Source organism: Streptomyces sp. NPDC047981 (assembly GCF_040653315.1).
Classification (GTDB): Bacteria; Actinomycetota; Actinomycetes; order Streptomycetales; family Streptomycetaceae; genus Streptomyces.
This window is the reverse complement of record NZ_JBEZNQ010000014.1, coordinates 95,893-121,130: the sequence shown is the minus strand read 5'-3', so window position 1 is coordinate 121,130 and position 25,238 is coordinate 95,893. Positions and strand designations below refer to the sequence as shown.

Annotated in this window: 25 protein-coding genes; 13 read left to right on the top strand and 12 right to left on the bottom strand. The window is 70.1% G+C overall.

Features of this window, described 5'->3' with window-relative positions; genetic code table 11:
• Nucleotides 1-71: 71 nt before the first annotated feature.
• The 4 genes from AB0E14_RS11615 to repSA are packed head-to-tail and all read left to right on the top strand — an operon-like array spanning nucleotide 72 to nucleotide 2,522.
• Complete coding sequence (locus AB0E14_RS11615) at nucleotides 72-260, top strand: hypothetical protein (protein ID WP_362415072.1); 189 nt, start codon at nucleotides 72-74, stop codon at nucleotides 258-260.
• A 5-nt stretch (nucleotides 261-265) separates the two neighbouring features.
• On the top strand, nucleotides 266-463 hold the full coding sequence (locus AB0E14_RS11610; RefSeq protein ID WP_362415070.1) for a hypothetical protein: 198 nt from the start codon (nucleotides 266-268) through the stop codon (nucleotides 461-463).
• Nucleotides 460-1,125: an SAM-dependent methyltransferase gene (locus AB0E14_RS11605; protein ID WP_362415068.1), complete on the top strand. Its 666-nt coding sequence runs from the start codon at nucleotides 460-462 to the stop codon at nucleotides 1,123-1,125. The genes AB0E14_RS11610 and AB0E14_RS11605 overlap by 4 nt, the downstream gene beginning before the upstream one ends.
• Nucleotides 1,122-2,522: a replication initiator protein RepSA gene (repSA, locus tag AB0E14_RS11600; RefSeq protein ID WP_362415066.1), complete on the top strand. Its 1,401-nt coding sequence runs from the start codon at nucleotides 1,122-1,124 to the stop codon at nucleotides 2,520-2,522. The genes AB0E14_RS11605 and repSA overlap by 4 nt, the downstream gene beginning before the upstream one ends.
• 123 nt (nucleotides 2,523-2,645) lie before the next feature.
• Here the strand turns inward: repSA and AB0E14_RS11595 are convergent, their stop codons facing one another.
• Complete coding sequence (locus tag AB0E14_RS11595; protein ID WP_362415064.1) at nucleotides 2,646-4,079, bottom strand: recombinase family protein; 1,434 nt, start codon at nucleotides 4,077-4,079, stop codon at nucleotides 2,646-2,648.
• A 195-nt stretch (nucleotides 4,080-4,274) separates the two neighbouring features.
• The gene (locus AB0E14_RS11590) at nucleotides 4,275-5,144 is read right to left on the bottom strand and encodes a Yip1 family protein (RefSeq protein ID WP_362415062.1); all 870 of its coding nucleotides are present in this window, start codon (nucleotides 5,142-5,144) and stop codon (nucleotides 4,275-4,277) included.
• A gap of 216 nt (nucleotides 5,145-5,360) precedes the next feature.
• Between AB0E14_RS11590 and AB0E14_RS11585 the strand changes: the two genes are divergently transcribed.
• Nucleotides 5,361-6,368, top strand: a complete 1,008-nt coding sequence (locus AB0E14_RS11585; RefSeq protein ID WP_362415060.1) for a hypothetical protein — start codon at nucleotides 5,361-5,363, stop codon at nucleotides 6,366-6,368.
• 95 nt (nucleotides 6,369-6,463) lie between these two features.
• On the opposite strand, the gene AB0E14_RS11580 is transcribed toward AB0E14_RS11585, so the two are convergent.
• Both AB0E14_RS11580 and AB0E14_RS11575 read right to left on the bottom strand, forming a co-directional pair.
• Complete coding sequence (locus tag AB0E14_RS11580) at nucleotides 6,464-8,725, bottom strand: (Fe-S)-binding protein (RefSeq protein ID WP_362415058.1); 2,262 nt, start codon at nucleotides 8,723-8,725, stop codon at nucleotides 6,464-6,466.
• Between the two features lie 167 nt (nucleotides 8,726-8,892).
• A complete protein-coding gene (locus AB0E14_RS11575) occupies nucleotides 8,893-9,411 on the bottom strand; it encodes a sugar transferase (RefSeq protein WP_362415056.1) in 519 nt (172 codons plus the stop codon).
• A gap of 300 nt (nucleotides 9,412-9,711) precedes the next feature.
• Between AB0E14_RS11575 and dnaK the strand changes: the two genes are divergently transcribed.
• From dnaK to AB0E14_RS11555, 4 genes are read left to right on the top strand one after another with little or no spacing between them, the layout of a single operon-like run.
• The gene (gene dnaK, locus AB0E14_RS11570; protein WP_362415054.1) at nucleotides 9,712-11,565 is read left to right on the top strand and encodes a molecular chaperone DnaK; all 1,854 of its coding nucleotides are present in this window, start codon (nucleotides 9,712-9,714) and stop codon (nucleotides 11,563-11,565) included.
• Nucleotides 11,565-12,209 (top strand): nucleotide exchange factor GrpE, encoded by a 645-nt coding sequence (gene grpE / locus AB0E14_RS11565; RefSeq protein WP_362415052.1) that lies wholly within the window; start codon nucleotides 11,565-11,567, stop codon nucleotides 12,207-12,209. The genes dnaK and grpE overlap by 1 nt, the downstream gene beginning before the upstream one ends.
• Before the next feature lie 39 nt (nucleotides 12,210-12,248).
• Entirely contained in the window at nucleotides 12,249-13,439 is a 1,191-nt protein-coding gene (gene dnaJ, locus AB0E14_RS11560) for a molecular chaperone DnaJ (RefSeq protein WP_362415050.1), read from the top strand.
• 4 nt (nucleotides 13,440-13,443) lie between these two features.
• Nucleotides 13,444-13,899, top strand: coding sequence for a helix-turn-helix domain-containing protein (locus AB0E14_RS11555; RefSeq protein WP_361956939.1), 456 nt, complete (start codon nucleotides 13,444-13,446; stop codon nucleotides 13,897-13,899).
• A gap of 71 nt (nucleotides 13,900-13,970) precedes the next feature.
• Here AB0E14_RS11555 and AB0E14_RS11550 read toward each other — a convergent pair whose 3' ends face one another.
• Nucleotides 13,971-14,444 (bottom strand): hypothetical protein, encoded by a 474-nt coding sequence (locus tag AB0E14_RS11550; protein WP_362415047.1) that lies wholly within the window; start codon nucleotides 14,442-14,444, stop codon nucleotides 13,971-13,973.
• A gap of 2 nt (nucleotides 14,445-14,446) precedes the next feature.
• Nucleotides 14,447-15,427 carry a helix-turn-helix transcriptional regulator gene (locus tag AB0E14_RS11545; RefSeq protein ID WP_362415045.1) on the bottom strand — a complete coding sequence of 327 codons (981 nt, stop codon included), beginning with the start codon at nucleotides 15,425-15,427 and terminating at the stop codon, nucleotides 14,447-14,449.
• A 131-nt stretch (nucleotides 15,428-15,558) separates the two neighbouring features.
• On the opposite strand from AB0E14_RS11545, the gene AB0E14_RS11540 reads away from it, so the two are divergent.
• Nucleotides 15,559-15,756 (top strand): hypothetical protein, encoded by a 198-nt coding sequence (locus AB0E14_RS11540; protein ID WP_362415043.1) that lies wholly within the window; start codon nucleotides 15,559-15,561, stop codon nucleotides 15,754-15,756.
• The gene (locus AB0E14_RS11535; protein ID WP_362415041.1) at nucleotides 15,753-16,070 is read left to right on the top strand and encodes a (2Fe-2S)-binding protein; all 318 of its coding nucleotides are present in this window, start codon (nucleotides 15,753-15,755) and stop codon (nucleotides 16,068-16,070) included. The genes AB0E14_RS11540 and AB0E14_RS11535 overlap by 4 nt, the downstream gene beginning before the upstream one ends.
• A gap of 116 nt (nucleotides 16,071-16,186) precedes the next feature.
• Here AB0E14_RS11535 and AB0E14_RS11530 read toward each other — a convergent pair whose 3' ends face one another.
• Nucleotides 16,187-16,600, bottom strand: coding sequence for a pyridoxamine 5'-phosphate oxidase family protein (locus tag AB0E14_RS11530; RefSeq protein WP_362415039.1), 414 nt, complete (start codon nucleotides 16,598-16,600; stop codon nucleotides 16,187-16,189).
• 121 nt (nucleotides 16,601-16,721) lie between these two features.
• Between AB0E14_RS11530 and clpB the strand changes: the two genes are divergently transcribed.
• Nucleotides 16,722-19,307 (top strand): ATP-dependent chaperone ClpB, encoded by a 2,586-nt coding sequence (clpB, locus tag AB0E14_RS11525; protein ID WP_362415037.1) that lies wholly within the window; start codon nucleotides 16,722-16,724, stop codon nucleotides 19,305-19,307.
• A 19-nt stretch (nucleotides 19,308-19,326) separates the two neighbouring features.
• Here clpB and AB0E14_RS11520 read toward each other — a convergent pair whose 3' ends face one another.
• Entirely contained in the window at nucleotides 19,327-19,785 is a 459-nt protein-coding gene (locus AB0E14_RS11520) for a hypothetical protein (protein WP_362415035.1), read from the bottom strand.
• Nucleotides 19,786-19,890: 105 nt separating this feature from the next.
• Between AB0E14_RS11520 and AB0E14_RS11515 the strand changes: the two genes are divergently transcribed.
• Nucleotides 19,891-20,436: a YbjN domain-containing protein gene (locus AB0E14_RS11515; protein ID WP_362415033.1), complete on the top strand. Its 546-nt coding sequence runs from the start codon at nucleotides 19,891-19,893 to the stop codon at nucleotides 20,434-20,436.
• 46 nt (nucleotides 20,437-20,482) lie between these two features.
• On the opposite strand, the gene AB0E14_RS11510 is transcribed toward AB0E14_RS11515, so the two are convergent.
• From AB0E14_RS11510 to AB0E14_RS11495, 4 genes are all read right to left on the bottom strand, one after another.
• Complete coding sequence (locus AB0E14_RS11510; RefSeq protein WP_362415031.1) at nucleotides 20,483-21,529, bottom strand: glycosyltransferase family 39 protein; 1,047 nt, start codon at nucleotides 21,527-21,529, stop codon at nucleotides 20,483-20,485.
• A 290-nt stretch (nucleotides 21,530-21,819) separates the two neighbouring features.
• A complete protein-coding gene (locus AB0E14_RS11505; protein ID WP_362415029.1) occupies nucleotides 21,820-24,255 on the bottom strand; it encodes a tetratricopeptide repeat protein in 2,436 nt (811 codons plus the stop codon).
• A 161-nt stretch (nucleotides 24,256-24,416) separates the two neighbouring features.
• Nucleotides 24,417-24,833 carry a hypothetical protein gene (locus tag AB0E14_RS11500; protein WP_362415027.1) on the bottom strand — a complete coding sequence of 139 codons (417 nt, stop codon included), beginning with the start codon at nucleotides 24,831-24,833 and terminating at the stop codon, nucleotides 24,417-24,419.
• Nucleotides 24,834-24,905: 72 nt separating this feature from the next.
• The coding region (locus AB0E14_RS11495; protein WP_362415025.1) for an aminotransferase class I/II-fold pyridoxal phosphate-dependent enzyme at nucleotides 24,906-25,238 on the bottom strand (333 nt) is incomplete at its 5' end.

Here is a 25,238-nt window from a genome sequence, read left to right as displayed (position 1 = left end):
CCGCCAAGTCTCCGCCGCCCGGGAGCCGCACCCCTTGCCCAGTCCACAGAACCGGAAGGAACCCACCCATCATGGCCCAGCCCAACCACACCTCGGCCCGGATCTGCTCGAACTGCGACGGCCACGCCTCCGCCGCCGTCACCCTCGGCGGCCGCGACCACGCGGGCCACCTCCGCACCATCACCGCCCACTGCCCCGCCTGCCACGGCACCGGCACCCGCCCGGCCCCCCGCCCCCTCGCGACTCCGGCCGGGAGGTGAGCGTCGTGGCCGACCTCGCCCCCACGGCGGAACGCCCCGGGCTGCACGTCAGCAAGCCCTCCCCGTCCGAGCCCGCCACCGCCTCCGCCGTCTGCCACTGCGGCGCCACCGCCTCCGCCACGGGAGACGCTCAGGTCGGTGCCCTCGTCGCCGGCTGGAGCGCCAACCACGGCTCCGCACACGCCAACGGAGGCACCGCATGAGCACCGCACTGCCCAACGGACTGAAGGTGCTGGACCTCTTCTGCTGCCAGGGCGGAGCCAGCATGGGCTACCACCTGGCTGGCTTCGACGTCGTCGGTGTCGACCTCGCCCCGCAGCCCCGCTACCCGTTCCGGTTCGTCCAGGCCGACGCGCTCGACTTCATCAGCGAGCACGGAGCGGACTTCGACTTCATCCATGCCTCCCCGCCGTGCCAGCGCTACACCCTCGCCCAGCGCATCCAGAAGCGTGACCACCCCGACCTGATCGCACCAATCCGCACGGCCCTTGAAGCCACCGGCCGCCCCTGGGTGATCGAGAACGTGGAAGAGGCCTCCGCAGAGCTGCGCACCCCGGTCACCCTGTGCGCTGCCACGTTCGGCATGCGGACCTACCGGCACCGCCTCTTCGAGACCGGCGGCGGTTTCACCTTCGCCCCGCCCCGCCACCTAGCCCACACCGCACCCCTGACCAAGATGGGCCGCCCCCGCGCGGAAGGGCATTTCGCCCACTACGTCGGCAACTTCTCCGGTGTCCAGGACGCCCGCGACGACATGCGCGTCCCGTGGATGAACCGGAACGGCATCCGCGAGTGCATCCCCCCGGCCTACACCCAGCACATCGGCACCGCCCTGTTCGCCTCCCTGCTGGAGGTGGCCGCGTGACCGACACCGCCACCGCGGCGGGCCTGGACCCGGCCACCCTGAGCGATCTGCTCCGGGTAGCCGGGTCCCCCGGCTTCGACCGCCTCCACGAACAGATCCGCCGCACCGGAGGATGCGCCGCCCCCATCCGCCTCAGTGGCGGCACGAAGTTGCTCGACCCGGGCACCAAGACCGTCCTCCACGCCTACACCACCGATGCCGAACCCGGCGGGGTCCTGCGGGTCGCCTGCGGCAACCGGCGGGCCTCCCGCTGCCCCGCCTGCGCCTGGACCTACGCAGGCGACACCTACCACCTGATCCGCGCCGGACTCGTCGGCGCCCCGGACAAGGGCACCCCCGACACAATCCGCGACCACCCCCGCGTCTTCGCCACCCTCACCGCCCCCTCCTTCGGCCCCGTCCACAACCGCCCCGGCACCCGCCCCTGCCGCTGCGGCGTCCACCACGCAGAAGACGCACCCGAACTCGGCACCCCGCTCAACCCCGAGACGTACGACTACGCGGGCGCGGTGCTGTGGAACAACCACGCCTCCGAGCTGTGGCGGTACTTCACGATCTACCTCCGCCGCGAGATCGCTGCCCGCGCCGGCCTCACGCAGAAAGCCGCCCGCGAGCAGTCCCGGGTCTCCTTCGGCAAGGTCGCCGAGTATCAGAAGCGCGGAGCCGTCCACTTCCACGCGGTCGTCCGCTTCGACGGGCCGGACGGCCCCGACACCCCGCCCCCGGCCTGGGCCACCCTCGACCTCCTGACCGACGCCATCCGGGCCGCGGCCGCCCGCGTCCGCGTCGTCGTCCCCGCCAACGAGGACTACGGCTTCGTGAAGGACTGGGTGCTGCGGTGGGGCACTCAGCTCGACGTCCAGCCCATCGGCGCCTTCGGGAACGGCGAGGAACTGACCGAACAGGCCGTTGCCTCCTACGTCGCCAAGTACGCCACCAAGGCGGCCGAAACGACCGGCACCGTCGACCACCCGGTCGGCAACAAGGAAGCCCTCGTCCTTCTCGGAGTCCCCGACCACCCGCGGCGGCTCATGGAGGCCTGCATGGACCTCGACGCTGCCTACCCGGACCGGCGGCTTCGGGCCTGGGCTCACATGCTCGGCTTCCGCGGCCACTTCTCCACCAAGTCCCGCCGCTACTCCACCACCCTCGGCGCCTTACGCCAGGTCCGCGCCGACTACCGCGCCACGCAACAACGCACCGCGCTCGGCCTGCCCGACCCCGACGAACACCCCGAGGCCACCGTCCTCGTCGTCGCCCACTGGGCCTACGCCGGCCACGGCCACACCCCCGGTGAGTCGTGGCTCGCCGCCAACATCCGCCGCGATATCGAGCACAGCCGCGTACTGGCCCGCGAGGAACGTGAAGGGGGAGAGTCGGATGCCGTCGAGTGCTGACCCCAAGGAGCGTCCAGAGGTCATGTCCACGGAGGAGTGGCTGCGGAAGCACCTGCGGCGGGCGCCTGCTCGGGATGAGGAGTGGGTGCGCCGTGCTCGCCTGCTCCAGGGGCGCCCGTAGCTCTACCGCCAGACGGGTTCGATCAGCGAGGGGTCAAAGATCCTGCTGCCTCGTCCCGCTGGATGGACCATCACGGCTGAGAGGCTGTGCAACACGATCTCCTGTTGACGCTCGATAGGGAGATCGAAGAACTCGGTCAACGACAGGTCTCCTGCCCCTTCTTGGGCCTCGGCCTGCTTCTGCTCCTTGTAGAAGCGCGCTCGCGCCAACGTGAGCTCGTCGCGCTCCCGTTCCTTCGCGGGAAGGAGCTGGAGCAGGGTGGACACGCTGATTTGCTTGGACTTCTCCGCCTCCAAGAGCTGGCCGATGTCCGTCCGGACCGCTTCCAACTCCGCTTCCCCGGGCCACTGCTGCTCGATGGGGACCCCTCGCGCGGCTGCCTTCTCGCGCTGCTCTTCGAGGACGAGTTCCGCGATCAGCTTGTCCACGGGCTCACCGGTACGTCCGACCTTGCCGCATCCGCCGTTGACCACCGAGCACTGATATGTGAACTTCGCGGCCTTCGATCCGGGCTTCCAACGGGCGTTGACCTGACCCCGGATCTTGGTCTTGCACAGACCGCAGCGCGCGATTCCTGAGAGCAGGTACTTCCTGGCCAGGGACTTGCCTGGCCGCTGCTGCTTCCGCTCGGCGATCGCCGCGCACACCGCCTCCCACTCTGCGAGGGTGTTGATCGGCTCCCACTCGCCCTTGACGGGCTCCCCGTCATCGCCGGTCAGGATCTCGCCGTGGTAGGTCCGGTAGCCGACCAGCCGCGGGTTGGTCAGGATGTGCTCGACGTGGTGGTGAGCCATGCGCTTCGTGCCCGCGCGAGGGTTGCCCAGCCCTTGTTCCTGCCAGCGGGTGCGGATCGTGCCGATGCGAACCCCGGCCAAGATCTCCTGTTGGGCCTCGCGAATCGCTCGCGCGGCCTCCGGGTCGACCTTCGTCCGATTGTCCTTGCGCCAGCCGTACGGTGCAGGCCCTCCGCTGTCCTTGCCCTGCTGGGCCAACTCCAGGTGCTTGCGCTTCGTGCGGCGGGACGCGTCGTGCGACGCCTTGTTGGCGAACGCGACCATGATGCGGGCCATCGTCCGCCCGTCCGGTGTCCCAAGGTTCACGTCGTTGGTGACGGTGGCGAACTCCGACTTCGGCCGCTCATCGAAGATCTCGATGAGCCGCTCCAGGTCGCGCGGCTGTCGGGCAAGCCGGTCCAGGTCGTACGCGACGACGCCGTCAATCAGGCCGGCACGCAGATCCTTCAGCATCAGCTCGAACTCGTCGCGCACGACGTTGCGCTTGAACGCCGAGACGTCGTTGTCCTCGTAGACCTTCACGGCCTGCCACGACCGGAGATCAGCCAGGCGCTCGCAGTCCTGCTGCTGCCGAGCGACGCCGAGCGCGTCACCCTCGTCGTCCCGAGAGATTCGGGTGTAGATCCCCACTTTGCGCGCCACGATGAACGGGCCTCCCCTGCGTCTTGAAGCAGAGTCCCGCTACCACGTTCATCCAGTCAAGTCAGCCTGGTCCGTCGAGCCGCCCGTCGTGCGCCGCGAGGGCCAGGTCCTCGACGCCTGATGCGGTGACCGTGCGTACGTCAAAGGCCCCCGCCCTGGTCGGCGGGGGCCTTTCGTGCGTCTGTGCGGGTGCCGCTACAGCATGCCCAGCTTGATCAGCGACAGCAGCGCCACCAGCTGGATCGCCGACGCTCCCAGCGCCTTCGGCCACGGCAGGTCGTGCGAGCGGCTCACCATCATCGTGAACAGCGCGCCCGCCGCCAGCCAGGTCAGCCAGCCGAGGACCTGGACCAGGCCGTTCTCGCCGCCGAGGAACATCGCGAAGAGCAGGCGGGGCGCGTCCGTGATCGACATGATCAGCATGGACAGGCCGACCGTCGGCTGCCAGCTGCCGTCGCCGCCCAACTGCCGGGCGAGGGTGTGCGTCACCGCGCCCATGATCAGGCCGGCCACGACGAAGCCCACGCCGGTCATGAGGATCATCGGGATCGCCATCGACAGCGGCGCGTCGATCGCCTCGTCGCGCGCCTTGTCGAAGCCGAAGATCGCCAGCAGGCCGTAGAGGAACGTGACCGTCAGCGCAGGGCCCCACACCGCGTGGTCGCGCATCTGCAGGAACGTCGGGCCCGGGCGCAGCACCATGCCGCTCAGCAGGGCCTTCCAGGGCAGCCGGGGGCCCGTGGGGACGGGTGCGCCGCCGCCCGCGTCGTACGTGGCCGCGCCGCCGTAGGGGTCCTCGTTCACGCTGAACATCTGCGTGTGCCCCGGCGTGTTCGCCGCGTACTGCTGCTGCTGATGGTGTTGCTGCTGCGCTCCGTACGGGTCCCCGAAGTACTCCGGCTCCCCGTACCCGCCGCCGCCCTGCTGCGGGGCCTGCTGGGGCCACTGCTGCGGGTGGTGGGGGGTCGGAGGCGCGTTGTTGTACCCGTACGGCGCCTGCTGCGGTTGTTGTTGCGGGGGGCGGTTGTTGTTCCGGCCGCCGCGTCCGTTCCTGAATCCAGCCACGTCATTGAACGTACCCGTTCACGCGCGAGGTCCGTGCCTCAGCCCCGTAGCTGCCACTGAGCTGTGACATCCCCTAGGGGCTTTCCCGGGCCGACTGTTACACGGGCGAAGGGTGGCCTATACATCGCATCCGTAGCTTTGTGGGTGTTGCAGGACGAAACGCACTAAAGGCGCCAAGCGCGCCAAACGCACTGAACAGGCGTTCAAGGGGTCCTCATGCGCGTCACCCGTCGCACCATCCGTACCGCAGCGATCGCCACCGGCACCATCGCCGCCCTGGCCCTCCCCACCGCCGGCGCCTTCGCCGCCGACAACCCTGCCGAACAGGGTGATCAGAGCGGCCAGAGCAGCCAGAGCGACCCGAGTGGGCAGGGCGACCGTAGCGACCAGCAGCAGCCGCAGGTGGACCCGCCCGTCGAGCGTGCCTTCATCAAGTCCTTCAAGCTCGCCGACGGCTCCGTCGCCAAGGTCTACCAGACCGGCACCGACCAGTACGCCGCCGAGATCTGGGCCGGTGGGTCGCTGATCGACACCCTCACCACCACCGGCAGCCCCGCGTACGGGCAGAACAACGGCCTCCACGTCGTCCTCCAGCCCGACGGCACCGTCACCTCCTGGGGCGAGGACGGTCCCAAGCCCGAGCCGAAGCCCGAGCCGAAGCCCGACCACAAGAAGAAGGACGTGGAGAAGAAGGACGACACGAAGAAGGACGTCCACAACGTCGTCTCCTCCGTCCGGATCACCCTGCCCGACGGGCTCGTCGCCAAGCTCGTGAAGGGTCCCCACGGGCCCCGCGCCGTGATCTCCATGCCGAACGGCAACCACCTCGGCACCCTCGACCTCAAGAACCCCACCGCCACCAACGACGGCTGGACCTACAAGATCGTCGTCGTGGGCAAGGGGCAGTACAGGTTCGTCGTCATCGACACCCCCAAGCAGGGCGGCAACAGCTGGGTGTACGACTTCCACGGCCGGCTCGTCGAGAAGTACCAGGTCCAGAAGAAGCGCACCAAGGCCGCCGACGAGAAGGTCACCTCCACCTCCACCCACCTCGTCCCCCAGGGCACCGTCCCCAAGGGTGCCGTGAAGGCCGGGGCCGAGAACGTCGCCGGGTTCTCCGGCCAGGCCGCCCTCATCGGCGCCGGTGGCGGGTTCGCCGCCCTCGGGGCCGCGGGGCTCGGCTTCGCCCTCTACCACCGGCGCGGGCAACAGCAGGAGCGCTGACGGAAGCCGGAACACGGAACAAGGAACACGGAACGCGGAAGGGCCGCCCCGCGCATGCGCAGGGCGGCCCTTCCTCCGATGTGTCCGTGTCGGTACTACTCCGCCGACACCGGCTCCGGCTCGTCCGCCGTGCCCTCGGCGTCCTCCGGCTTCGTCTTCACCGACTCGAGCAGCAGCTGCGCCACGTCCACGACCTGGACGGACTCCTTCGCCTTGCCCTCGTTCTTCTTGCCGTTCACGGAGTCCGTGAGCATGACCAGGCAGAACGGGCAGGCCGTCGAGACGATGTCCGGGTTCAGGGAGAGGGCCTCGTCGACGCGCTCGTTGTTGATGCGCTTGCCGATCCGCTCCTCCATCCACATCCGCGCGCCACCGGCGCCGCAGCAGAAGCCGCGCTCCTTGTGGCGGTGCATCTCCTGCTGGCGCAGGCCCGGGACGGCCGTCATGATCTCGCGCGGCGGCGTGTAGACCTTGTTGTGGCGGCCCAGGTAGCACGGGTCGTGGTAGGTGATCAGGCCGTCCACCGGGGTCACCGGGATGAGCTTGCCCTCGTCGATGAGGTGCTGCAGCAGCTGCGTGTGGTGGATGACCTCGAACTCGCCGCCCAGCTGCGGGTACTCGTTCGCGATCGTGTTGAAGCAGTGCGGGCAGGTCGCGACGATCTTCTTGGCCGACTTCGGCTTCTTCGTCGACTCGTCCTCGTCGTCCTCGCCGAACGCCATGTTCAGCATCGCGACGTTCTCCTGGCCGAGCTGCTGGAAGAGCGGCTCGTTGCCCAGGCGACGCGGCGAGTCACCGGTGCACTTCTCCTCGCCGCCCATGATCGCGAACTTGACGCCCGCCATGTGCAGCAGCTCCGCGAAGGCCTTGGTGGTCTTCTTGGCGCGGTCCTCCAGGGCGCCGGCGCAGCCGACCCAGTAGAGGTAGTCGACCTCGGTGAGGTCCTCGACGTCCTTGCCGACGATCGGGACCTCGAAGTCGACCTCCTTGGTCCACTCGACGCGCTGCTTCTTCGCCAGGCCCCAGGGGTTGCCCTTCTTCTCCAGGTTCTTGAGCATCGTGCCGGCCTCCGACGGGAAGGCGGACTCGATCATCACCTGGTAGCGGCGCATGTCGACGATGTGGTCGATGTGCTCGATGTCGACCGGGCACTGCTCCACGCACGCACCGCAGGTGGTGCAGGACCACAGCACGTCGGGGTCGATGACGCCGTTCTCCTCGGCGGTGCCGATCAGCGGGCGCTCGGCCTCCGCGAGGGCGGCGGCGGGCACGCCGGCCAGCTGCTCCTCGGACGCCTTCTCCTCGCCCTCCATCGTCTGGCCGCCGCCGGCCAGCAGGTACGGGGCCTTGGCGTGCGCGTGGTCGCGCAGCGACATGATCAGGAGCTTGGGGGAGAGCGGCTTGCCCGTGTTCCAGGCGGGGCACTGCGACTGGCAGCGGCCGCACTCGGTGCAGGTGGAGAAGTCGAGGATGCCCTTCCAGGAGAACTGCTCGACCTGGGAGACACCGAAGACGGCGTCCTCGGCCGGGTCCTCCCAGTCGATCTCCTTGCCGCCCGTCGTCATCGGCTGGAGCGCGCCCAGCGCGGTGGAGCCGTCGGCGTTCCGCTTGAACCAGATGTTCGGGAAGCCGAGGAAGCGGTGCCAGGCGACACCCATGTTCGTGTTCAGCGAGACCGTGATCATCCAGGTGAAGGACGTGACGATCTTCAGCGCCGCGAAGAAGTAGGTGAGCTGCTGGATCGTGGAGAGGTCCAGGCCGTCGAGGAGCGCGATCAGCGGGTACGAGGCGAAGAAGCCCGGCTCCCAGCTGGTCACGTGGTGCTGGACGCCCTCGAGCGCGCGCAGCGTCATGATGCAGAGGCCGACGATGAGGATGACGGCCTCGACGAAGTACGCCTGGCCGGTCTTGGAGCCCGCGAAGCGCGACTTGCGGCCCGCCCTGGTCGGCTTGGAGAGCTGCCGGATCACGATGAGGGTCACGATGCCGAGGACCGTCATCAGGCCGAGGAACTCGGTGAAGATCTCGTACGGCAGCCAGTCGCCGATGATCGGGATCAGCCAGTCGGCCTGGAAGAGCTGGCCGAAGGCGTTGACGATCGTCAGCAGCAGCGAGAAGAAGCCCACCGCCACGAACCAGTGCGCCACGCCGACGACGCCCCAGCGGTTCATGCGCGTGTGGCCGAGGAACTCCTTGACCAGCGTGATGGTGCGCTGCTTCGGGTCGCCGGTGCGCGTGCCCGCGGGCACGGGCTGGCCGAGCATCACGAAGCGGTAGATCTGCGCGGTGGCGCGGCCGAACAGCGCGACGGCCACCACCGTGATGGCGATCGACACGATGATCGCGGCGAGTTGCATGAGGGGCTCCTCGGGCGGGCCTGCGAGGCGGAGCGCCCGCACTCTCCAGTGTGGCGAGTGCGAGGCTACTGAGCATGGCGCTACTAAGCGGTAACTTATTCAGTCCGTGCTGAGATTACCCCTTCACGGCTCCGCGCTGTAGCGGCGCCTGCGGTGATCTGTGTCGCTCAGGCAAGCCTTGCCGGGCGGGTCCGCCCGGCCGTGGAGCCGCTCGCCGCGCGACGTCGGCGGACTGCTGGAAGCGTACGCGCCAGGATGGCCAGGTCCATTCCGAGCCAGTGATGGTCCACATAGTGGAGATCGAGCAGCTCGCGCTCCTCCCAGGGCAGCTCCGAGCGCCCGCTGATCTGCCAGAGCCCGGTCATGCCCGGGCGCACCGAGAGCCGGCGCCGGGACTCGCCGACGCACTCGCGGTGGCCGGGGGTGAGGGGGCAGGGGCCGACCAGGGACATCTGGCCCCGTACGACGTGCGCGAGCAGCGGGAGCGCGGCCAGGGGGCTCTTCGTGCGGAACGTGACCATCGTGAAGGGCTGCCCGTGCCGGCCGGCGACGGTCCTGCGGCGCAGCACGCCACCCGGCCCCGCGGTCGCGAGTGCGACGGAGAGGGTGACGGCGGCGAGCAGCGGGGAGAGGAGGGCCAGCAGGGCCAGTCCGCCGAAGAGGTCGAGTGCGCGCTTGGCCGTCATGACGCTTCCCCACGCCCTTTCGGGTGACATTCGCTCGCATGGCATTCATGGGATATTCGGGGTGTAGGTGTGTATGACCGCTACACCCGCTTTGCCCTGTACGGGCATCCCGGACTCTCTCACGCCGTACGGCCTCCAGCCGTGGACCGACGCGCCCCTGCCACCTCTTTGAGCGACTCTCAGGGTGAAGAGTTGAGTCGGCTCCACTCAGGTCTGTTGACGCACTCGATCTCGTCGTGCATCCTTGAGTCAGTTCCACTCAAGTAAGTCGGTAGTCAGCAGTCAGCTGGAGGAATCGAAATGGCACGTGCGGTCGGCATCGACCTGGGCACGACTAACTCCGTCGTCAGCGTTCTGGAAGGCGGCGAGCCCACCGTCATCACCAACGCCGAGGGCGCCAGGACCACGCCGTCCGTCGTCGCTTTCGCGAAGAACGGTGAGGTGCTCGTCGGCGAGGTCGCCAAGCGCCAGGCGGTCACCAACGTCGACAGGACCATCCGGTCGGTCAAGCGCCACATGGGCACCGACTGGAAGATCGACATCGACGGCAAGTCCTTCAACCCGCAGCAGATGAGCGCCTTCATCCTGCAGAAGCTGAAGCGCGACGCCGAGGCGTACCTGGGCGAGAAGGTCGTCGACGCGGTCATCACCGTCCCGGCGTACTTCAACGACTCCGAGCGTCAGGCCACCAAGGAGGCCGGTGAGATCGCGGGCCTCAACGTCCTGCGCATCGTCAACGAGCCGACCGCGGCCGCCCTGGCCTACGGCCTGGACAAGGACGACCAGACGATCCTCGTCTTCGACCTCGGTGGCGGCACCTTCGACGTGTCCCTCCTGGAGATCGGTGACGGCGTCGTCGAGGTGAAGGCCACCAACGGTGACAACCACCTCGGTGGTGACGACTGGGACCAGCGCGTCGTCGACTACCTGGTGAAGCAGTTCGCCAACGGCCACGGTGTCGACCTGGCCAAGGACAAGATGGCTCTCCAGCGTCTCCGCGAGGCCGCGGAGAAGGCGAAGATCGAGCTGTCGTCCTCCACCGAGACCTCGATCAACCTGCCGTACATCACGGCCTCCGCCGAGGGCCCGCTGCACCTGGAGGAGAAGCTCACCCGGGCGCAGTTCCAGCAGCTCACGGCCGACCTCCTGGAGCGCTGCAAGACGCCGTTCCACAACGTCATCAAGGACGCGGGCATCAACCTGTCCGAGATCGACCACGTCGTTCTCGTCGGTGGCTCCACCCGTATGCCGGCCGTCGCCGAGCTCGTCAAGGAGCTGACCGGTGGCCAGGAGGCCAACAAGGGTGTGAACCCGGACGAGGTCGTCGCCATCGGCGCCGCCCTGCAGGCCGGTGTCCTCAAGGGTGAGGTCAAGGACGTCCTGCTCCTCGACGTGACCCCGCTGTCCCTCGGTATCGAGACCAAGGGCGGCATCATGACCAAGCTCATCGAGCGCAACACCACGATCCCGACCAAGCGGTCCGAGATCTTCACGACGGCCGAGGACAACCAGCCGTCCGTGCAGATCCAGGTCTACCAGGGCGAGCGCGAGATCGCGGCGTACAACAAGAAGCTCGGCATGTTCGAGCTGACCGGTCTGCCGCCGGCGCCGCGTGGCGTCCCGCAGATCGAGGTCGCCTTCGACATCGACGCCAACGGCATCATGCACGTCACCGCGAAGGACCTGGGGACGGGCAAGGAGCAGAAGATGACCGTCACCGGCGGCTCCTCGCTGCCGAAGGACGAGGTCGACCGGATGCGCCAGGAGGCCGAGCAGTACGCGGACGAGGACCACCGTCGCCGCGAGGCCGCCGAGACCCGCAACCAGGGCGAGCAGCTCGTCTACCAGACGGAGAAGTTCCTCAAGGACAACGAGGACAAGGTCCCCGGTGAGGTCAAGACCGAGGTCGAGACCGCCGTCGCCGAGCTGAAGGAGAAGCTCAAGGGCGAGGACACCGCGGAGATCCGTACCGCCACCGAGAAGGTCGCGGCCGTCTCCCAGAAGCTCGGCCAGGCCATGTACGCCGACGCCCAGGCCGCGCAGGGCGCGCCCGGCGACGCCCCGCAGGGCGACGCCAAGGCCGACGACGACGTCGTGGACGCCGAGATCGTCGACGACGAGAAGCCCGGTGACGCGAAGGGCGGCGCTGTCTGATGACGGAGGAGACCCCGGGCTTCGAGGAGAAGCCCGACGTCCCCTCCGGCGCCGACGACGCCGCCGAAGCCGCCGAGACCCCCTCCGCGGAGGTGGGCTCGGCGGCCCCGGCCGGGGACGCCGCACAGACGGCCGGCCTGACGGCCCAGCTGGACCAGGTCCGCAGCGCGCTCACCGAGCGCACCGCCGACCTCCAGCGGCTCCAGGCCGAGTACCAGAACTACCGCCGGCGGGTGGAGCGTGACCGGGTCACCGTCAAGGAGATCGCGGTCGCGGGCCTCCTGACGGAGCTGCTTCCCGTGCTCGACGACATCGGCCGGGCCCGGGACCACGGCGAGCTCGTGGGCGGCTTCAAGTCGGTCGCCGAGTCGCTGGAGACGGTGGCCGCCAAGATGGGGCTGCAGCAGTTCGGCAAGGAGGGCGAGCCCTTCGACCCGACGATCCACGAGGCCCTGATGCACAGCTACGCACCGGACGTCACCGAGACGACCTGCGTGGCGATCCTGCAGCCGGGGTACCGGATCGGCGAGCGGACCATCCGGCCCGCTCGTGTCGCGGTGGCCGAGCCCCAGCCCGGGGCGACGCCGGCCGCGAAGGAGGAGAAGGCGGCGGACGAGGAGAGCGGTGGCCCCGAGGAGGGCTAGCGCGACGATCACCGGAGCAGTCCGGAAGGAGGGACGTCGATGAGCACGAAGGACTTCGTCGAGAAGGACTACTACAAGGTTCTCGGCGTCCCCAAGGACGCCACCGACGCCGAGATCAAGAAGGCGTACCGGAAGCTCGCCCGCGAGAACCACCCGGACGCCAACAAGGGCGACACCAGCGCCGAGGCGCGCTTCAAGGAGATCTCCGAGGCGAACGACGTCCTCGGCGACCCCAAGAAGCGCAAGGAGTACGACGACGCCCGCGCCCTGTTCGGCAACGGCGGCTTCCGGGCCGGCCCCGGCGGGCAGGGCGGATCGTTCAACTTCGACCTGGGCGACCTCTTCGGGGGCGCCCAGGGCCCCGGCCGCGCGGGCGGGGCCGGTGGCTTCGGCGGCGGCCTCGGGGACGTCCTCGGCGGCATGTTCGGCCGGGGCGCGGGCGGCGGCGCGGGGACGCGTACGCAGGCGCGCCGCGGCCAGGACATCGAGTCCGAGGTGACGCTCAGCTTCACCGAGGCCGTGGACGGCGCCACGGTGCCGCTGCGGATGTCCTCCCAGGCGCCCTGCAAGGCCTGTTCGGGCACCGGCGACAAGAACGGCACGCCCCGCGTGTGCCCGACCTGTGTCGGCACCGGCCAGGTCTCGCGCGGCAGCGGCGGCGGCTTCTCGCTCACCGACCCGTGCGTGGACTGCAAGGGCCGCGGCCTGATCGCCGAGACCCCTTGCGAGGTCTGCAAGGGCAGTGGCCGGGCCAAGTCCTCGCGCACCATGCAGGTCCGCATCCCCGCCGGGGTCTCCGACGGGCAGCGGATCCGGCTGCGCGGCAAGGGCGCCCCGGGCGAGCGCGGCGGGCCGAACGGCGACCTGTACGTCGTCGTCCACGTCGACGCCCACCCGGTCTTCGGCCGCAAGGACGACAACCTGACCGTCACCGTGCCCGTCACCTTCGACGAGGCGGCGCTCGGCGGCGAGATCAAGGTGCCGACGCTGGGCGGCCCGGCGGTGACGCTGAAACTGCCGGCCGGCACGCCCAACGGCCGGACCATGCGCGCCCGCGGCAAGGGCGCGGTCCGCAAGGACGGGACGCGCGGCGATCTGCTGGTGACGGTGGAGGTCGCGGTGCCCAAGGAGCTCGACGACAAGGCCCGCGAGGCTCTTGAGACCTACCGTCAGGCGACGGCGGGCGAGGACCCCAGGGCAGAGTTGTTCCAGGCCGCGAAGGGAGCTTGACCCGATGGACAGCCGACCGGGACGCAGCCGCAATCCGTACGAACTGACCGACGAGACGCCGGTGTACGTCATCTCGGTGGCGGCCCAGCTCTCGGGTCTGCACCCGCAGACCCTGCGTCAGTACGACCGCCTCGGCCTGGTCTCGCCCGACCGCACGGCGGGCCGTGGCCGGCGCTACTCGGCGCGCGACATCGAGCTGCTCCGCACGGTGCAGGCCCTGTCGCAGGACGAGGGCATCAACCTGGCGGGCATCAAGCGCATCATCGAGCTGGAGAACCAGGTGGCGGCGCTCCAGCAGCGCGTCGCCGAACTCTCGGCGGCCGTCGAGGGCGCGGCCTCGGCGATGCGCCAGCGCGAGGCGCAGGTCCACGCCTCGTACCGGCGCGACCTGGTCCCGTACCAGGACGTGCAGCAGGCGAGCGCGCTCGTCGTCTGGCGCCCGAAGCGCACCGGCGAATAGCGCTCCCGATCGCGCACGAAGCCCCCTCCGCGGACAGCGGAGGGGGCTTCGTCGTACCGGGAGAGCGGTGGCTACGGGATGAGTTCGGCGACGATGTTCCCCGTCGTGTCCCACCAGGGCGCCGCTCCCGTTCCGAACGCGGCGGCCAGCGCGGTGCCGACGGACCGGTCCAGCGCGGTGGGTTCGGTGCCCTCGGCCCACTCGTCGTCCACGGTGCCGTCCCCGCTGGATTCGAAGACCCCCAGCGGCCGTCCGTCGCGCAGCAGCCGGCTCTCCACGTACGAGCAGGGGACGAGCCGGTAGCGGGTGCCCGCGACCACGGCGTCGACGCGGTACGAGCGCCGCAGCAGCCTCCCGCGGCCGGGCTTGAGGCGGGCGGGCGCGCCGTCGACGGTGAGGGTGAGCCGGGCGGCGGCGCGGGTGCCGATGGGGATGAGCGGGTCGGGGTCCTCGCCGGGGGCGCGGACCAGCTCCACGGTGGGCAGTTCGTGCCCGGAGACGCGCAGGGTGCCGGCGGGGCCGTCGAGGTCGATCTGTACGTACAAAATCAGTGTTCCTGCTCCAGAAGGCCGGACTGTGCGATGAGGTAGCCGAGTTGGGCGCGGCTGCCGCTGCCGAGGGCGGAGGCGAGCTTGGCGATGTGGGCCCGGCAGGTGCGGACGTTCATGCCGAGGCGGCGCGCGATGGCCTCGTCGACGTGGCCCTCGACGAGGAGCTGGGCGATGGAGCGCTGGATCCCGCTGATGCCGTCGGTCTTGATGTCGTACGGGATCTCCTCGCGGATCGGGACCGCCAGCTGCCAGAACTGGTCGAAGACGCCGACGAGGTAGGCCACGATGCCGGGGTGCCGCAGCTCCAGGGCGACCTGGCGGTCGCTGCGCGCAGGGATGAAGGCGACCTCGCGGTCGACGATGATCAGCCGGTCGATGATCTCTTCCAGCGTGCGGACCTGCACCTCGGGACCGACGTGTTCGAGGTAGGTGAGGGTGAGCTCGGTGTGGCGGGCGGTGTGCTGGTAGAGCGTGCGCATGTTGATGCCGCGGCCGAGGAGCGGGGAGACCCTGCGCAGCGCTTCCGCGAGCGCGTGGGCGGGCCTGCCGCCGCCGGGCTGGACGGTCAGGAGTTCCTGCCGGCAGTTGGCGACCACCCGGTCCAGGGTGGCGTTGATCCGGCTGATGCCTTCCAGGACGGTGATGGCGTGCGTGGACGGCTGGTCCTGGGCCGTGATGGACATGAACGGCTCGAAAGCGTCGGACAGCGCGACGGTGAGCCGCCGTCGCTCCAGGATCTCGCGCTCGATGGGCTGCAGGAGTTGCGCGAGCGCGGACGAGGGCGGGATCGGGCGCATCCACTGGGCGTCGTCCGGGTCCGGGTGGAGCAGCGACAGATCGAGCAGGCAGGGCGTCTCGACAGCCTCTGACCGGGGTATTCGTCCCGTCCGCAGAGCGCTGGCGTACAGCTCGGCGCCTGCCTTGCACAACTCTGCATGCGAATGGGGGTGGCCGGATTCGTCCGGTTGTTTCTGCATATGTACACCCCCAGGCTCCTGCATCTCAGGAACATGATGCATGGGTTTGGTGGTGGAAGCGCAGAGAGTAAGCCATCGTCTTACTCGCGGGGGGTTGGAGAAGACATATCTTCAAGTGAGGTTGCTCGGTGATGATGAAGAAGCTCATACGCGCGGTGGCCGGAGTCGCCTTCATCGCGGCCGCCACAGTGGGAGCGCTGGGTGCGGTACAGGATCCCGGTTGGCACTCCGAGCCGGTGGCCGCGCAGGTCTCCACGGTCGCCGACCCGGGCTGGTCGGCCGCGCCGGCCGCCGTGAACGATCCCGGCTGGTCCCTCGTCGGCGCATGAACGTTCCCGACGACTCTCGTTTCCGCCGTGAGATGGCGGCTGCCTACCGTTCCGGGTGGCATTTCATCGACCTCGTCACAGCCGTGCCGCACGGTGGCGATTCGTTGATGGTCACCCTCTTCGGTGAGCCGATCATCATCAGGCGCGGGGACGACGAGGACATCCGAGCCTACCGATGCCTCCGGAAGCCCCGTGGCGCCCCACAGCCCGTCCGGTGTGCCATCCGTTACGGCATGATTTTCGTCAATCTCGACCAGCGTGACCATCAGCTGGTGGAGACCGAGACCATCACCGCCACCCCCCGCAGTGCCTGAGCGGTTCCCCCGTCGTTCAAGATCGCTCAGGTACTTCCCCCACACAGCGGCGCCATCGCGGACCTGAAACGCGATGGCGCCGCTGTGCTGTGCGCGTAAGGCGCCGCCGTCGGGCGTCACGCCCGCCCCATGGCCCGCGTGAGCGCGATCTCGATGACCACCCGGTCCGGGTTCGGCGCGGGGACCCGGTTGTAGCGCGCCGCGTAGCGGTCCACCGCGTCGGCGACGACCTCCGGCTCCGTCCGGATGCGGGCCACGCCCTCCAGGGTCGCCCAGCGGCCCTTGTCCACCTGGCAGACCGCCACCCGCGCGCCCTCCGCGCCCGCCGCGAGCACGTTGGCCACCTTGTGGCTGTGCTTGTTGGTGATGACCCGGGCGATGCCGTTCTCGCCGCCCTCGGGGTCGTACGTCACGCCCACCGCCACCACGTGCGGGGTGCCGTCCGCGCGCGGGGTGGTCAGGGTGCACATGTGGTACTCGCGCCAGAAGCTGAGATACGAGTCGTCCGGGTTCCTCGGGTCAGTCGCCATGCCCGGAACCTACCCGCGGCGGAGCCCTGTGCGACACCTTGAGCGGAATAGACTCAACTTTGTGTACGCTGGATGAGTCATAGGAATGTGTACAGCGCACGCCGAGGAGGAGACAGCGCACGTGGACGCCGAACTGACCAACAGGAGCCGGGACGCGCTCAACGCGGCGACCAGCCGCGCCGTGTCCGACGGGCACGCCGACCTCACCCCCGCCCATCTTCTGCTCGCGCTCCTCGCGGGTCAGGAGAACGAGAACATCACCGACCTGCTCGCCGCCGTCGAGGCCGACCAGGCCGCTGTACGGTCCGGAGCGGAGCGGCTGCTCGCCGCCCTGCCCAGCGTGACCGGATCCACGGTCGCGCCGCCGCAGCCGGGCCGTGAGCTGCTCGCCGTCATCGCCGACGCGGCGCAGCGGGCCAAGGAGCTCGGGGACGACTACATCTCCACCGAGCACCTGCTCATCGGGGTCGCGGCGAAGGGCGGACCGGCGGGCGACGTGCTGGCCCAGCAGGGGGCCGGTGCGAAGCGGCTGCTCGACGCGTTCGAGAAGAGCAGGGGAGGACGCCGGGTGACCACACCCGACCCGGAGGGTCAGTACAAGGCGCTGGAGAAGTTCGGCACGGACTTCACGGCCGCCGCGCGCGAGGGGAAGCTCGACCCGGTCATCGGGCGCGACCAGGAGATCCGGCGCGTCGTGCAGGTCCTCTCCCGCCGCACCAAGAACAACCCGGTCCTCATCGGCGAGCCCGGCGTCGGCAAGACCGCCGTCGTCGAGGGCCTCGCCCAGCGGATCGTGAAGGGTGACGTCCCCGAGTCCCTCCGGAACAAGCGCCTGGTCTCCCTCGACCTCGGCGCGATGGTCGCGGGCGCCAAGTACCGCGGCGAGTTCGAGGAGCGGCTCAAGACCGTCCTCTCCGAGATCAAGGCCAGCGACGGCCAGATCATCACCTTCATCGACGAGCTGCACACCGTCGTCGGCGCGGGCGCCGGCGGCGACTCCGCCATGGACGCCGGCAACATGCTGAAGCCGATGCTGGCCCGCGGCGAACTGCGCATGGTCGGCGCGACGACCCTGGACGAGTACCGCGAGCGGATCGAGAAGGACCCCGCCCTGGAGCGCCGCTTCCAGCAGGTCCTGGTCGCCGAGCCGAGCGTCGAGGACACCATCGCGATCCTGCGTGGGCTCAAGGGCCGCTACGAGGCCCACCACAAGGTCCAGATCGCCGACTCCGCGCTGGTGGCCGCCGCGACCCTCTCCGACCGGTACATCACCTCCCGCTTCCTCCCCGACAAGGCCATCGACCTCGTCGACGAGGCCGCCTCCCGGCTCCGGATGGAGATCGACTCCTCGCCCGTCGAGATCGACGAGCTGCAGCGCTCCGTGGACCGGCTGCGCATGGAGGAGCTGGCCCTCAAGAACGAGACCGACGAGGCGAGCCGCCAGCGCCTGGAGAAGCTCCGCCGCGACCTCGCCGACCGCGAGGAGGAGCTGCGCGGCCTGACCGCCCGCTGGGAGAAGGAGAAGCAGTCCCTCAACCGGGTCGGCGAGCTCAAGGAGCAGCTCGACGAGCTGCGCGGGCGCGCCGAGCGGGCGCAGCGCGACGGCGACTTCGACACCGCCTCCCAGCTGCTGTACGGCGAGATCCCGGCCCTGGAGAGGGAGCTCGCGGAGGCCACCGAGGCCGAGCAGGAGGCCGCGAAGGACACCATGGTCAAGGAGGAGGTCGGCCCCGACGACATCGCGGACGTGGTCGGCGCCTGGACCGGCATCCCCGCGGGACGCCTCCTGGAGGGCGCAACGCAGAAGCTGCTGCGCATGGAGGACGAGCTCGGCAAGCGGCTGATCGGCCAGAGCGAGGCCGTCCGGGCCGTCTCCGACGCCGTGCGCCGCACCCGCGCCGGGATCGCCGACCCCGACCGCCCCACCGGCTCCTTCCTCTTCCTCGGCCCGACGGGTGTCGGCAAGACCGAGCTGGCGAAGGCGCTCGCGGACTTCCTCTTCGACGACGAGCGGGCCATGGTCCGCATCGACATGTCGGAGTACAGCGAGAAGCACTCCGTCGCCCGGCTCGTCGGCGCGCCCCCCGGCTACGTCGGCTACGAGGAGGGCGGCCAGCTCACCGAGGCGGTGCGCCGCCGCCCGTACAGCGTGGTGCTGCTCGACGAGGTGGAGAAGGCGCACCCGGAGGTCTTCGACATCCTGCTCCAGGTCCTCGACGACGGCCGGCTCACCGACGGCCAGGGCCGGACGGTGGACTTCCGCAACACCATCCTGATCCTCACCTCCAACCTGGGCAGCCAGTACCTGGTCGACCCGGTGATCGGCGAGGAGGAGAAGAAGCGGCAGGTCCTGGAGGTGGTCAGGGCGAGCTTCAAGCCGGAGTTCCTCAACCGCCTCGACGACCTCGTGGTCTTCTCGGCCCTGGACAAGACCGAGCTGGGCCGGATCGCGCAGCTCCAGATCGACCGGCTCGCGCGCCGGCTCGCCGAGCGCCGGCTCACCCTCGACGTCACGCCCGCCGCCCTGGCGTGGCTGGCCGACGAGGGCAACGACCCGGCGTACGGCGCCCGGCCGCTGCGCCGGCTCATCCAGACCGCGATCGGCGACCGGCTCGCGAAGGAGATCCTCGCGGGCGAGGTCCGCGACGGCGACACGGTCCGGGTGGACCGGTTCGAGGACGGGCTGATCGTGGGCGCGGCGCAGTAGACGCCGTACCGGGGGCCGGTCAGAGGTCGAAGGCGCTGAGGCGTACGAGGGCGGTGTCACCGTCCTCGTACGCCACGGCCAGGTCCACGAACAGCGCGTCGCCGAAGGACGCCCGTGCGCAGGTGGCGAACCCGTGCTCGCAGGTCGGGGCCTTCTCTCGGTCCGGATACACCTCCGCGAGCCACGGCTCGTACGCGGCCCGCTCCATCCGGAACTCGACCGTCACCCGGGTGTCCTGCCAGTGCGCGGCCGTGCACACCGGGTCCTGGGCGCCGACGGGAAGCGTCCCGCGGGCGAACTCCATCGCCTCCGCGCAGTCGACGGGCTTCGCCTCGCCGATCTCGCTCCAGGCCATCGCGCCCCACACCAGCAGGGCCAGCGGGCCCCCGCACAGCACGGTCACGAGCGCCGAGACCCACACCCACGTCCAGGCCTTCGGCCGTACAGGCGGCACTTTCCCCCGTATGTCATCCCCCATGGGCCCAGAGTTTGTCAGCCCGCAGCGGATCGCGGGAGGTGGGGCTTGCGCCATACCGCCCGGCATGGGGGAGGATGGCGGCAACCGTACGAAGGGATATTCACGGTGAGCATCGACCCGTCCTCGATTCCGAATTTCGGGGGCCAGCCCCAGCCTCAGGCCGCAGGACCGGCGGGCCCCGTCGTCCCCGACCAGGACCTGGTCAAGCAGCTCCTCGACCAGATGGAGCTGAAGTACGTCGTCGACGACGAGGGTGACCTCGCGGCGCCGTGGGAGGAATTCCGCACGTACTTCATGTTCCGCGGTGAGGGGGAGCAGAGCGTCTTCTCTGTGCGGACCTTCTACGACCGCCCGCACTCGGCCGACGACCGCGCCCGGATCCTCGACGCGATCGACGACTGGAACCGCCGCACGCTGTGGCCGAAGGTCTACACGCACCTGCACGAGGAGGAGGACGGCTCCGCCACCCTCCGCCTCATCGGCGAGGCCCAGATGCTGATCGGCACCGGCGTCGCCCTGGAGCACTTCGTGTCGTCGACCGTCAGCTGGGTCCGCGCCTCGATCGAGTTCGACAAGTGGCTCGTGGAGCAGTTCGGCCTGCAGGCCCCCGAGGACAAGTCCGCCGACGGCGACGCGGGCGACGAGGCCTGAGCCCGCACGGGCACCCTCACGGGGCGCGCCCTCACAGGGCGCACCCTCACAGGGCCATCCGCGCGAGCGTCAGCGCGTAGGCCCCGAAGCTGAACGAGAGCCCGGCCAGGGCGGCGATCACCACGATCGCGGCCCTGGGCCGGGCTTTCGTCAGTGCCTGGGCCAGCGGGAAGAGCAGCGGGAACGCGGGCAGCAGGAAGCGCGGCTTGGACTCGAAGAAGCCCGAACCGCCGACGGCGATGAGCACCAGGACGCCCGCGTAGACCAGGACCGGCAGCGGCGGCCGCTCCACCAGGGCGAGCAGCGCGAAGAGCAGCACGCCGGCGCCGGTGAACAGCAGCGCCGTCGCGAAGCCGAACTGCGTCGGCCCGCGCAGCATGTCCCGGACGAAGACCAGCGCGCCCTTGCCGAGGTCGAAGCGCGAGGTCCAGCCGTCCTGGACGGCGAAGTAGCCGCCGAGCAGATCGCCGCGCCGCGCGCCCACCCAGAGCAGGTACGAGAGCCAGCCGAGCGGCGCGAGCGCGGCCCCCGCCCAGACCCGGGGGGTGGCCCGGCGCCGGTACAGCTCGTACGCCGCCGCCACGAGGACCGCCGCCGCGACGGCGATCCCGTTGGGGCGGGAGAGCCCGGCCAGGGCGGCCAGGGCGCCGGCCCACAGCCAGCGGTGGGTGAGGAGCGCGTACAGCGACCAGGCGGCCAGGGCCGTCATCAGCGGCTCGGTGTACGCCATGGTCAGCACGATCGAGTGCGGCAGCAGGCCCCAGAGAAGGACGAGCACGACGGCGGTGCGGCGCCCGTACAGCCGCTCGCCGATCAGGTAGATCCCCCAGGCCGCCGCGCCGGCCGACGCCCAGGACAGCAGCAGCCCGGCGGTGCCGCCCTCGACGGGCAGGACGGTGGTGACGGCGCGGACGAGGGCCGGGTAGAGCGGGAAGAAGGCCAGGTCGGACTGGACGACCCCGTCGGGCCAGTGGAGCGTGTGGCCGTAGCCGTGCGCCGCGATCCGGGTGTACCAGCCGGAGTCCCAGGACGTGGCCAGCAGGGCCCGGGGCGAGCGCCCGATGTGCCAGGACCAGGCGGCGAGCACCAGCATCCCGGTCAGCCGCGCGGCCGCGAAGAGCCCGAGCGCGGGCGCGGCCCGGTGCAGCGAGGCCCACCGGCGGGGGACGCTCCGGACAGCGGCGGTCGACGCCGGGCGGTCGAGAGTCTCGGCGGACAGGGTGCACCTCCGTGCGCACGGAATCGGGATCGGCCCGACAAATCGGTCTACCCGACAATCCACGCGGCAGGACGGGGGCGCGCGCGAGCGCGGGGCCCACCCGAGTGAAAAAACCCACCGGTACCTTGCCTCGCGCCACGGTCCTGCCGCAGGCGGACCGTCGCTCAGTACGCCTCCAGAGCGGTGGCGGCCGATGCCGCTTCGGCGGCACCGATGCGCCGGTAGACGCTCACCGCCTGACGGAGGGTGTCGCGGGCTGCCGACACGTCACCGGTGCGCCCCAGACAGTGGGCGATGCCTTCCAGGGCCCGGCCCTCCTCGATCGGACTGGGGAGTTGTCGCGCGAGTCGCAGGGCGGAGCGGTAGTGCGGCAATGCCTCCGCCGCTCCCGCCGAGTCGGCTGTCAACGCTCCCATGCTGTTCAGCACCTCGGCTTCTCCCCGCCGGTTGCCGATGGCGCGGACGACGCCCAGCGCTTCGCCCAGAAGATCGGCCGCGGTGGAGTGATCGCCCGACAGGTGCCGGACGCGGCCCAGGCCATGGAGGGAGTTGGCCAGTCCGAAACGGCTTCCCAGGGCCCGATAGATCGCCAGTGCTCTCCCGAACCGATCGAGTGCTCTCGACAGTTGACCCGTCGCGGTGCACACGCGCCCCAGACCGTGAAGTGCGTTGGCCTCACCCTGTCGATTGCCGAGAGCCCGGTAGATCGCGAGTGCGGATTCCTGGAGTCGTGTCGCAGCGGTGTTGTCGCCGGTCAGGTGCCGCACGAGGCCGAGATTGTGGAGGGCGTTGGCTTCACCGAATCGGCTTCCCACGGAACGGAAGACGACGAGTGCCTGTTCCTGCATCTCCGCCGAAACGAGGTACTCGCCCGCCGCGGCTCGCGCTCGCCCCAGATCCCACAGCGCGTTTCCCTCGCCGATCCGGTCGCCGACCTCCCGGAAGATGGCCAACGCCTGCTCGTGCAGCTCTGTTGCCGCCGCCGGCTCACCGGCCATCGCGCGTACGCGGCCCAGTTCCCACAACGAATTGCCCTCGGACCCCCGATCGCCGACCTCGCGGTAGAGCAGCCGTGCGCGCTCCTGCAGCGCGGCAGCCGCTGCGTATGCGCCGGTCAGGTAGTGCGTGCGTCCCAAGTCCGACAAGGCGTTCGCCTCGCCTTGGCTCTCGCCGAGATCCTGGTAGAGGGCCAGCGCCCGCTCGTGGGACTCCGCTGCTGCCTGGAGGTCACCCATTCGGTAGAGCACGCGGCCCAGATCGTTGTGAGCGTTGGCCTCGGCAAGACGGTCGGCACTGTGACGCGCGATGTCCACCGCACCGCGGTGCAGGGCCGCGGCCTCCGGCCACGGGCCCTCCTGGTGCAGGAACGCGGCCGTGGCGGCCGTGATGCGGAGCGCGTGCGAGCGGTACCGGGCCTGCGGAGAGAACGCGTTGATGCACGCCACGAGGTTCGGTCGTTCGCTGCGCAGCCAGGCGGTCGCGTGCTCGCGGCTCGGGAAGGTCTGTCCGTCGACGGGTGTCGAGGTGGCAGGTGATGAGCCGGGCCGAGTGGTGCGGGCGAAGAAGCGGTCGGCCGCCTCGGCGGTCTGCCCGTAGTGGCCGAGCAGACGCTCGATCGCACGGCTGTCTTCGGCCTCGGGATCCTCGGCGGCGAGCGCGAGCGCGTAGGCGCGGATCAGATCGTGCCGCCCGTACCGGCGGGGTGTCCTTTCCTCCAGAAGATGGTCTGTGTACAGCGCCTCCAGATGTCGCTCCGCGTCGGCCTGCGACACGCCTCCGAGCGCTGCGGCAGCGCAGACGTCGATGTCGGTTCCGGGGTGCTGGCCGAGGTTTCGGAAGAACCTCTGACGGTCGGCGGGCATGTCCCGATAGGACATGTCGAACGCCGCGGCCACGGCACGGTCACCGCCCTGAAGCAGCCCGAGTTGGTCCCGGGCCTCGATGAAGTCCCTGGTGAACTGGGACAGGCTCCAGGCCGGGTGATGAACGAGACGACCCGCGAGCAGGGTGATGGCCAGCGGCAGGTATCCGCACAGGCGGACCAGGTTCGCGACGGCGCCGGCCGCGGTCGCCCCCGCATCACGGCCGGACAGACGGAGGAACAGCAGCTCGGCCTGGTCCGGTGACAGGGTGTCCAGCGGGATCGGTCGCGCACCGTCGAGGGCGATCAAGCGCCGTCGACTGGTGACCATCACAAGGCACCCGCCCGTCCCCGGCAGGAGCGGTTCCACTTGCGCGCTGTCAGCGGCGTCGTCCAGTACCAGCAGGATCTTCTTGCCCACCAGGCGGCTGCGCCAGCATTGGATCCTGGCATCGAGGCCGGACGGAATCCGCTGCGGCGGCATCCCGGTCGCGATGAGCAGGTCGATGAGGACCAGGCCTGGATCGGCCGGTCGCCGGCCCGGAGTGTGCGCATGCAGGGGGACGAACAACTGCCCGTCGGGAAAGCGGTCGGCGAGCAGGTGTGCGGCATGGGTCACGAGGGCGGTCTTGCCCACGCCGGGCATGCCGCTGACGCTGTGGATGGCGACGAGCCCGGGCGACTCCGCGACCTCGGCGAGCTGTCGCAGTTCGGAATCCCGCCCGGTGAAGGCAGCCACGCCACGCGGCAGGGTGCACATGGACGGGTCCGGAACCGGCGACGCGGTGGTGTGCGCAACGGTGTGGTGCACGTCCCCACCGGCCACGTAGACCCGGGAATTCTCATGGGAGTGCACCACGACCCGAGTCCGCGGAGGTTCGGGTTCGTCTGCCGACGGCATTACCGATCGTTGATGTGAACGTCGCGGGCGGCCATGTACACCCGCGACTCGTCGTGCGTCTCGGCCTTCATGGCGACCGACGGCAGTCGTGACCGCTCCTCGCGGGTGAGGGCCGGTACGAGGTGCTCGTCCAGCAGACGACGCAGGTCATCGGCGCATGAGGGGTCTTCTTCGAGGAGCTGCTGGAGCCGCAGTCGCCACGCGCCGACAAGGGCTTGTTCCGTGGCTTCGTCCGCCGCCTCGCGAGCGGTGAGAATCCGGGAGTGGACCGCTTCCAACTCGGACCCGACGACATCGGCCTCAGCGGCGTGTCTGCGTCGCCACAGGGTCACCACCGCGGCTCTGGCCTGCTGCCAGGCATCGGTGGCCATCGCGCCCACCAAGGCCGTCCCCGTTGCCAACACGAGCGGGTCCATCCTCCACCCCCAGTGGTCAGACTCCTGGTCTCACTGTAGGCGGGGAGTCACCTCCTCGATACAGGGCGACGTTCAGTCGCCGAACGCCTTGCGGAGGCGTTCGGCGGCGTCGGTGAGGACCGATTCCTTCTTGCAGAACGCGAAGCGCACGAACGGGGTCCCCTCGTCCTGGTGGTCGTAGAAGACGGCGTTGGGGATGGCGACCACGCCCGCGCGTTCGGGCAGGGCCCGGCAGAAGGCGAAGCCGTCGGACTCGCCCAGCGGGCGGATGTCGGTGGTGACGAGGTAGGTCCCGGCCGGCCGGTAGACCTCGAAGCCCGCCCGGGCGAGGCCGTCGCTCAGCAGGTCGCGCTTGGCCCGCAGGTCGGCGCGCAGGTCGTCGAAGTACGTGTCCGGCAGGCGCAG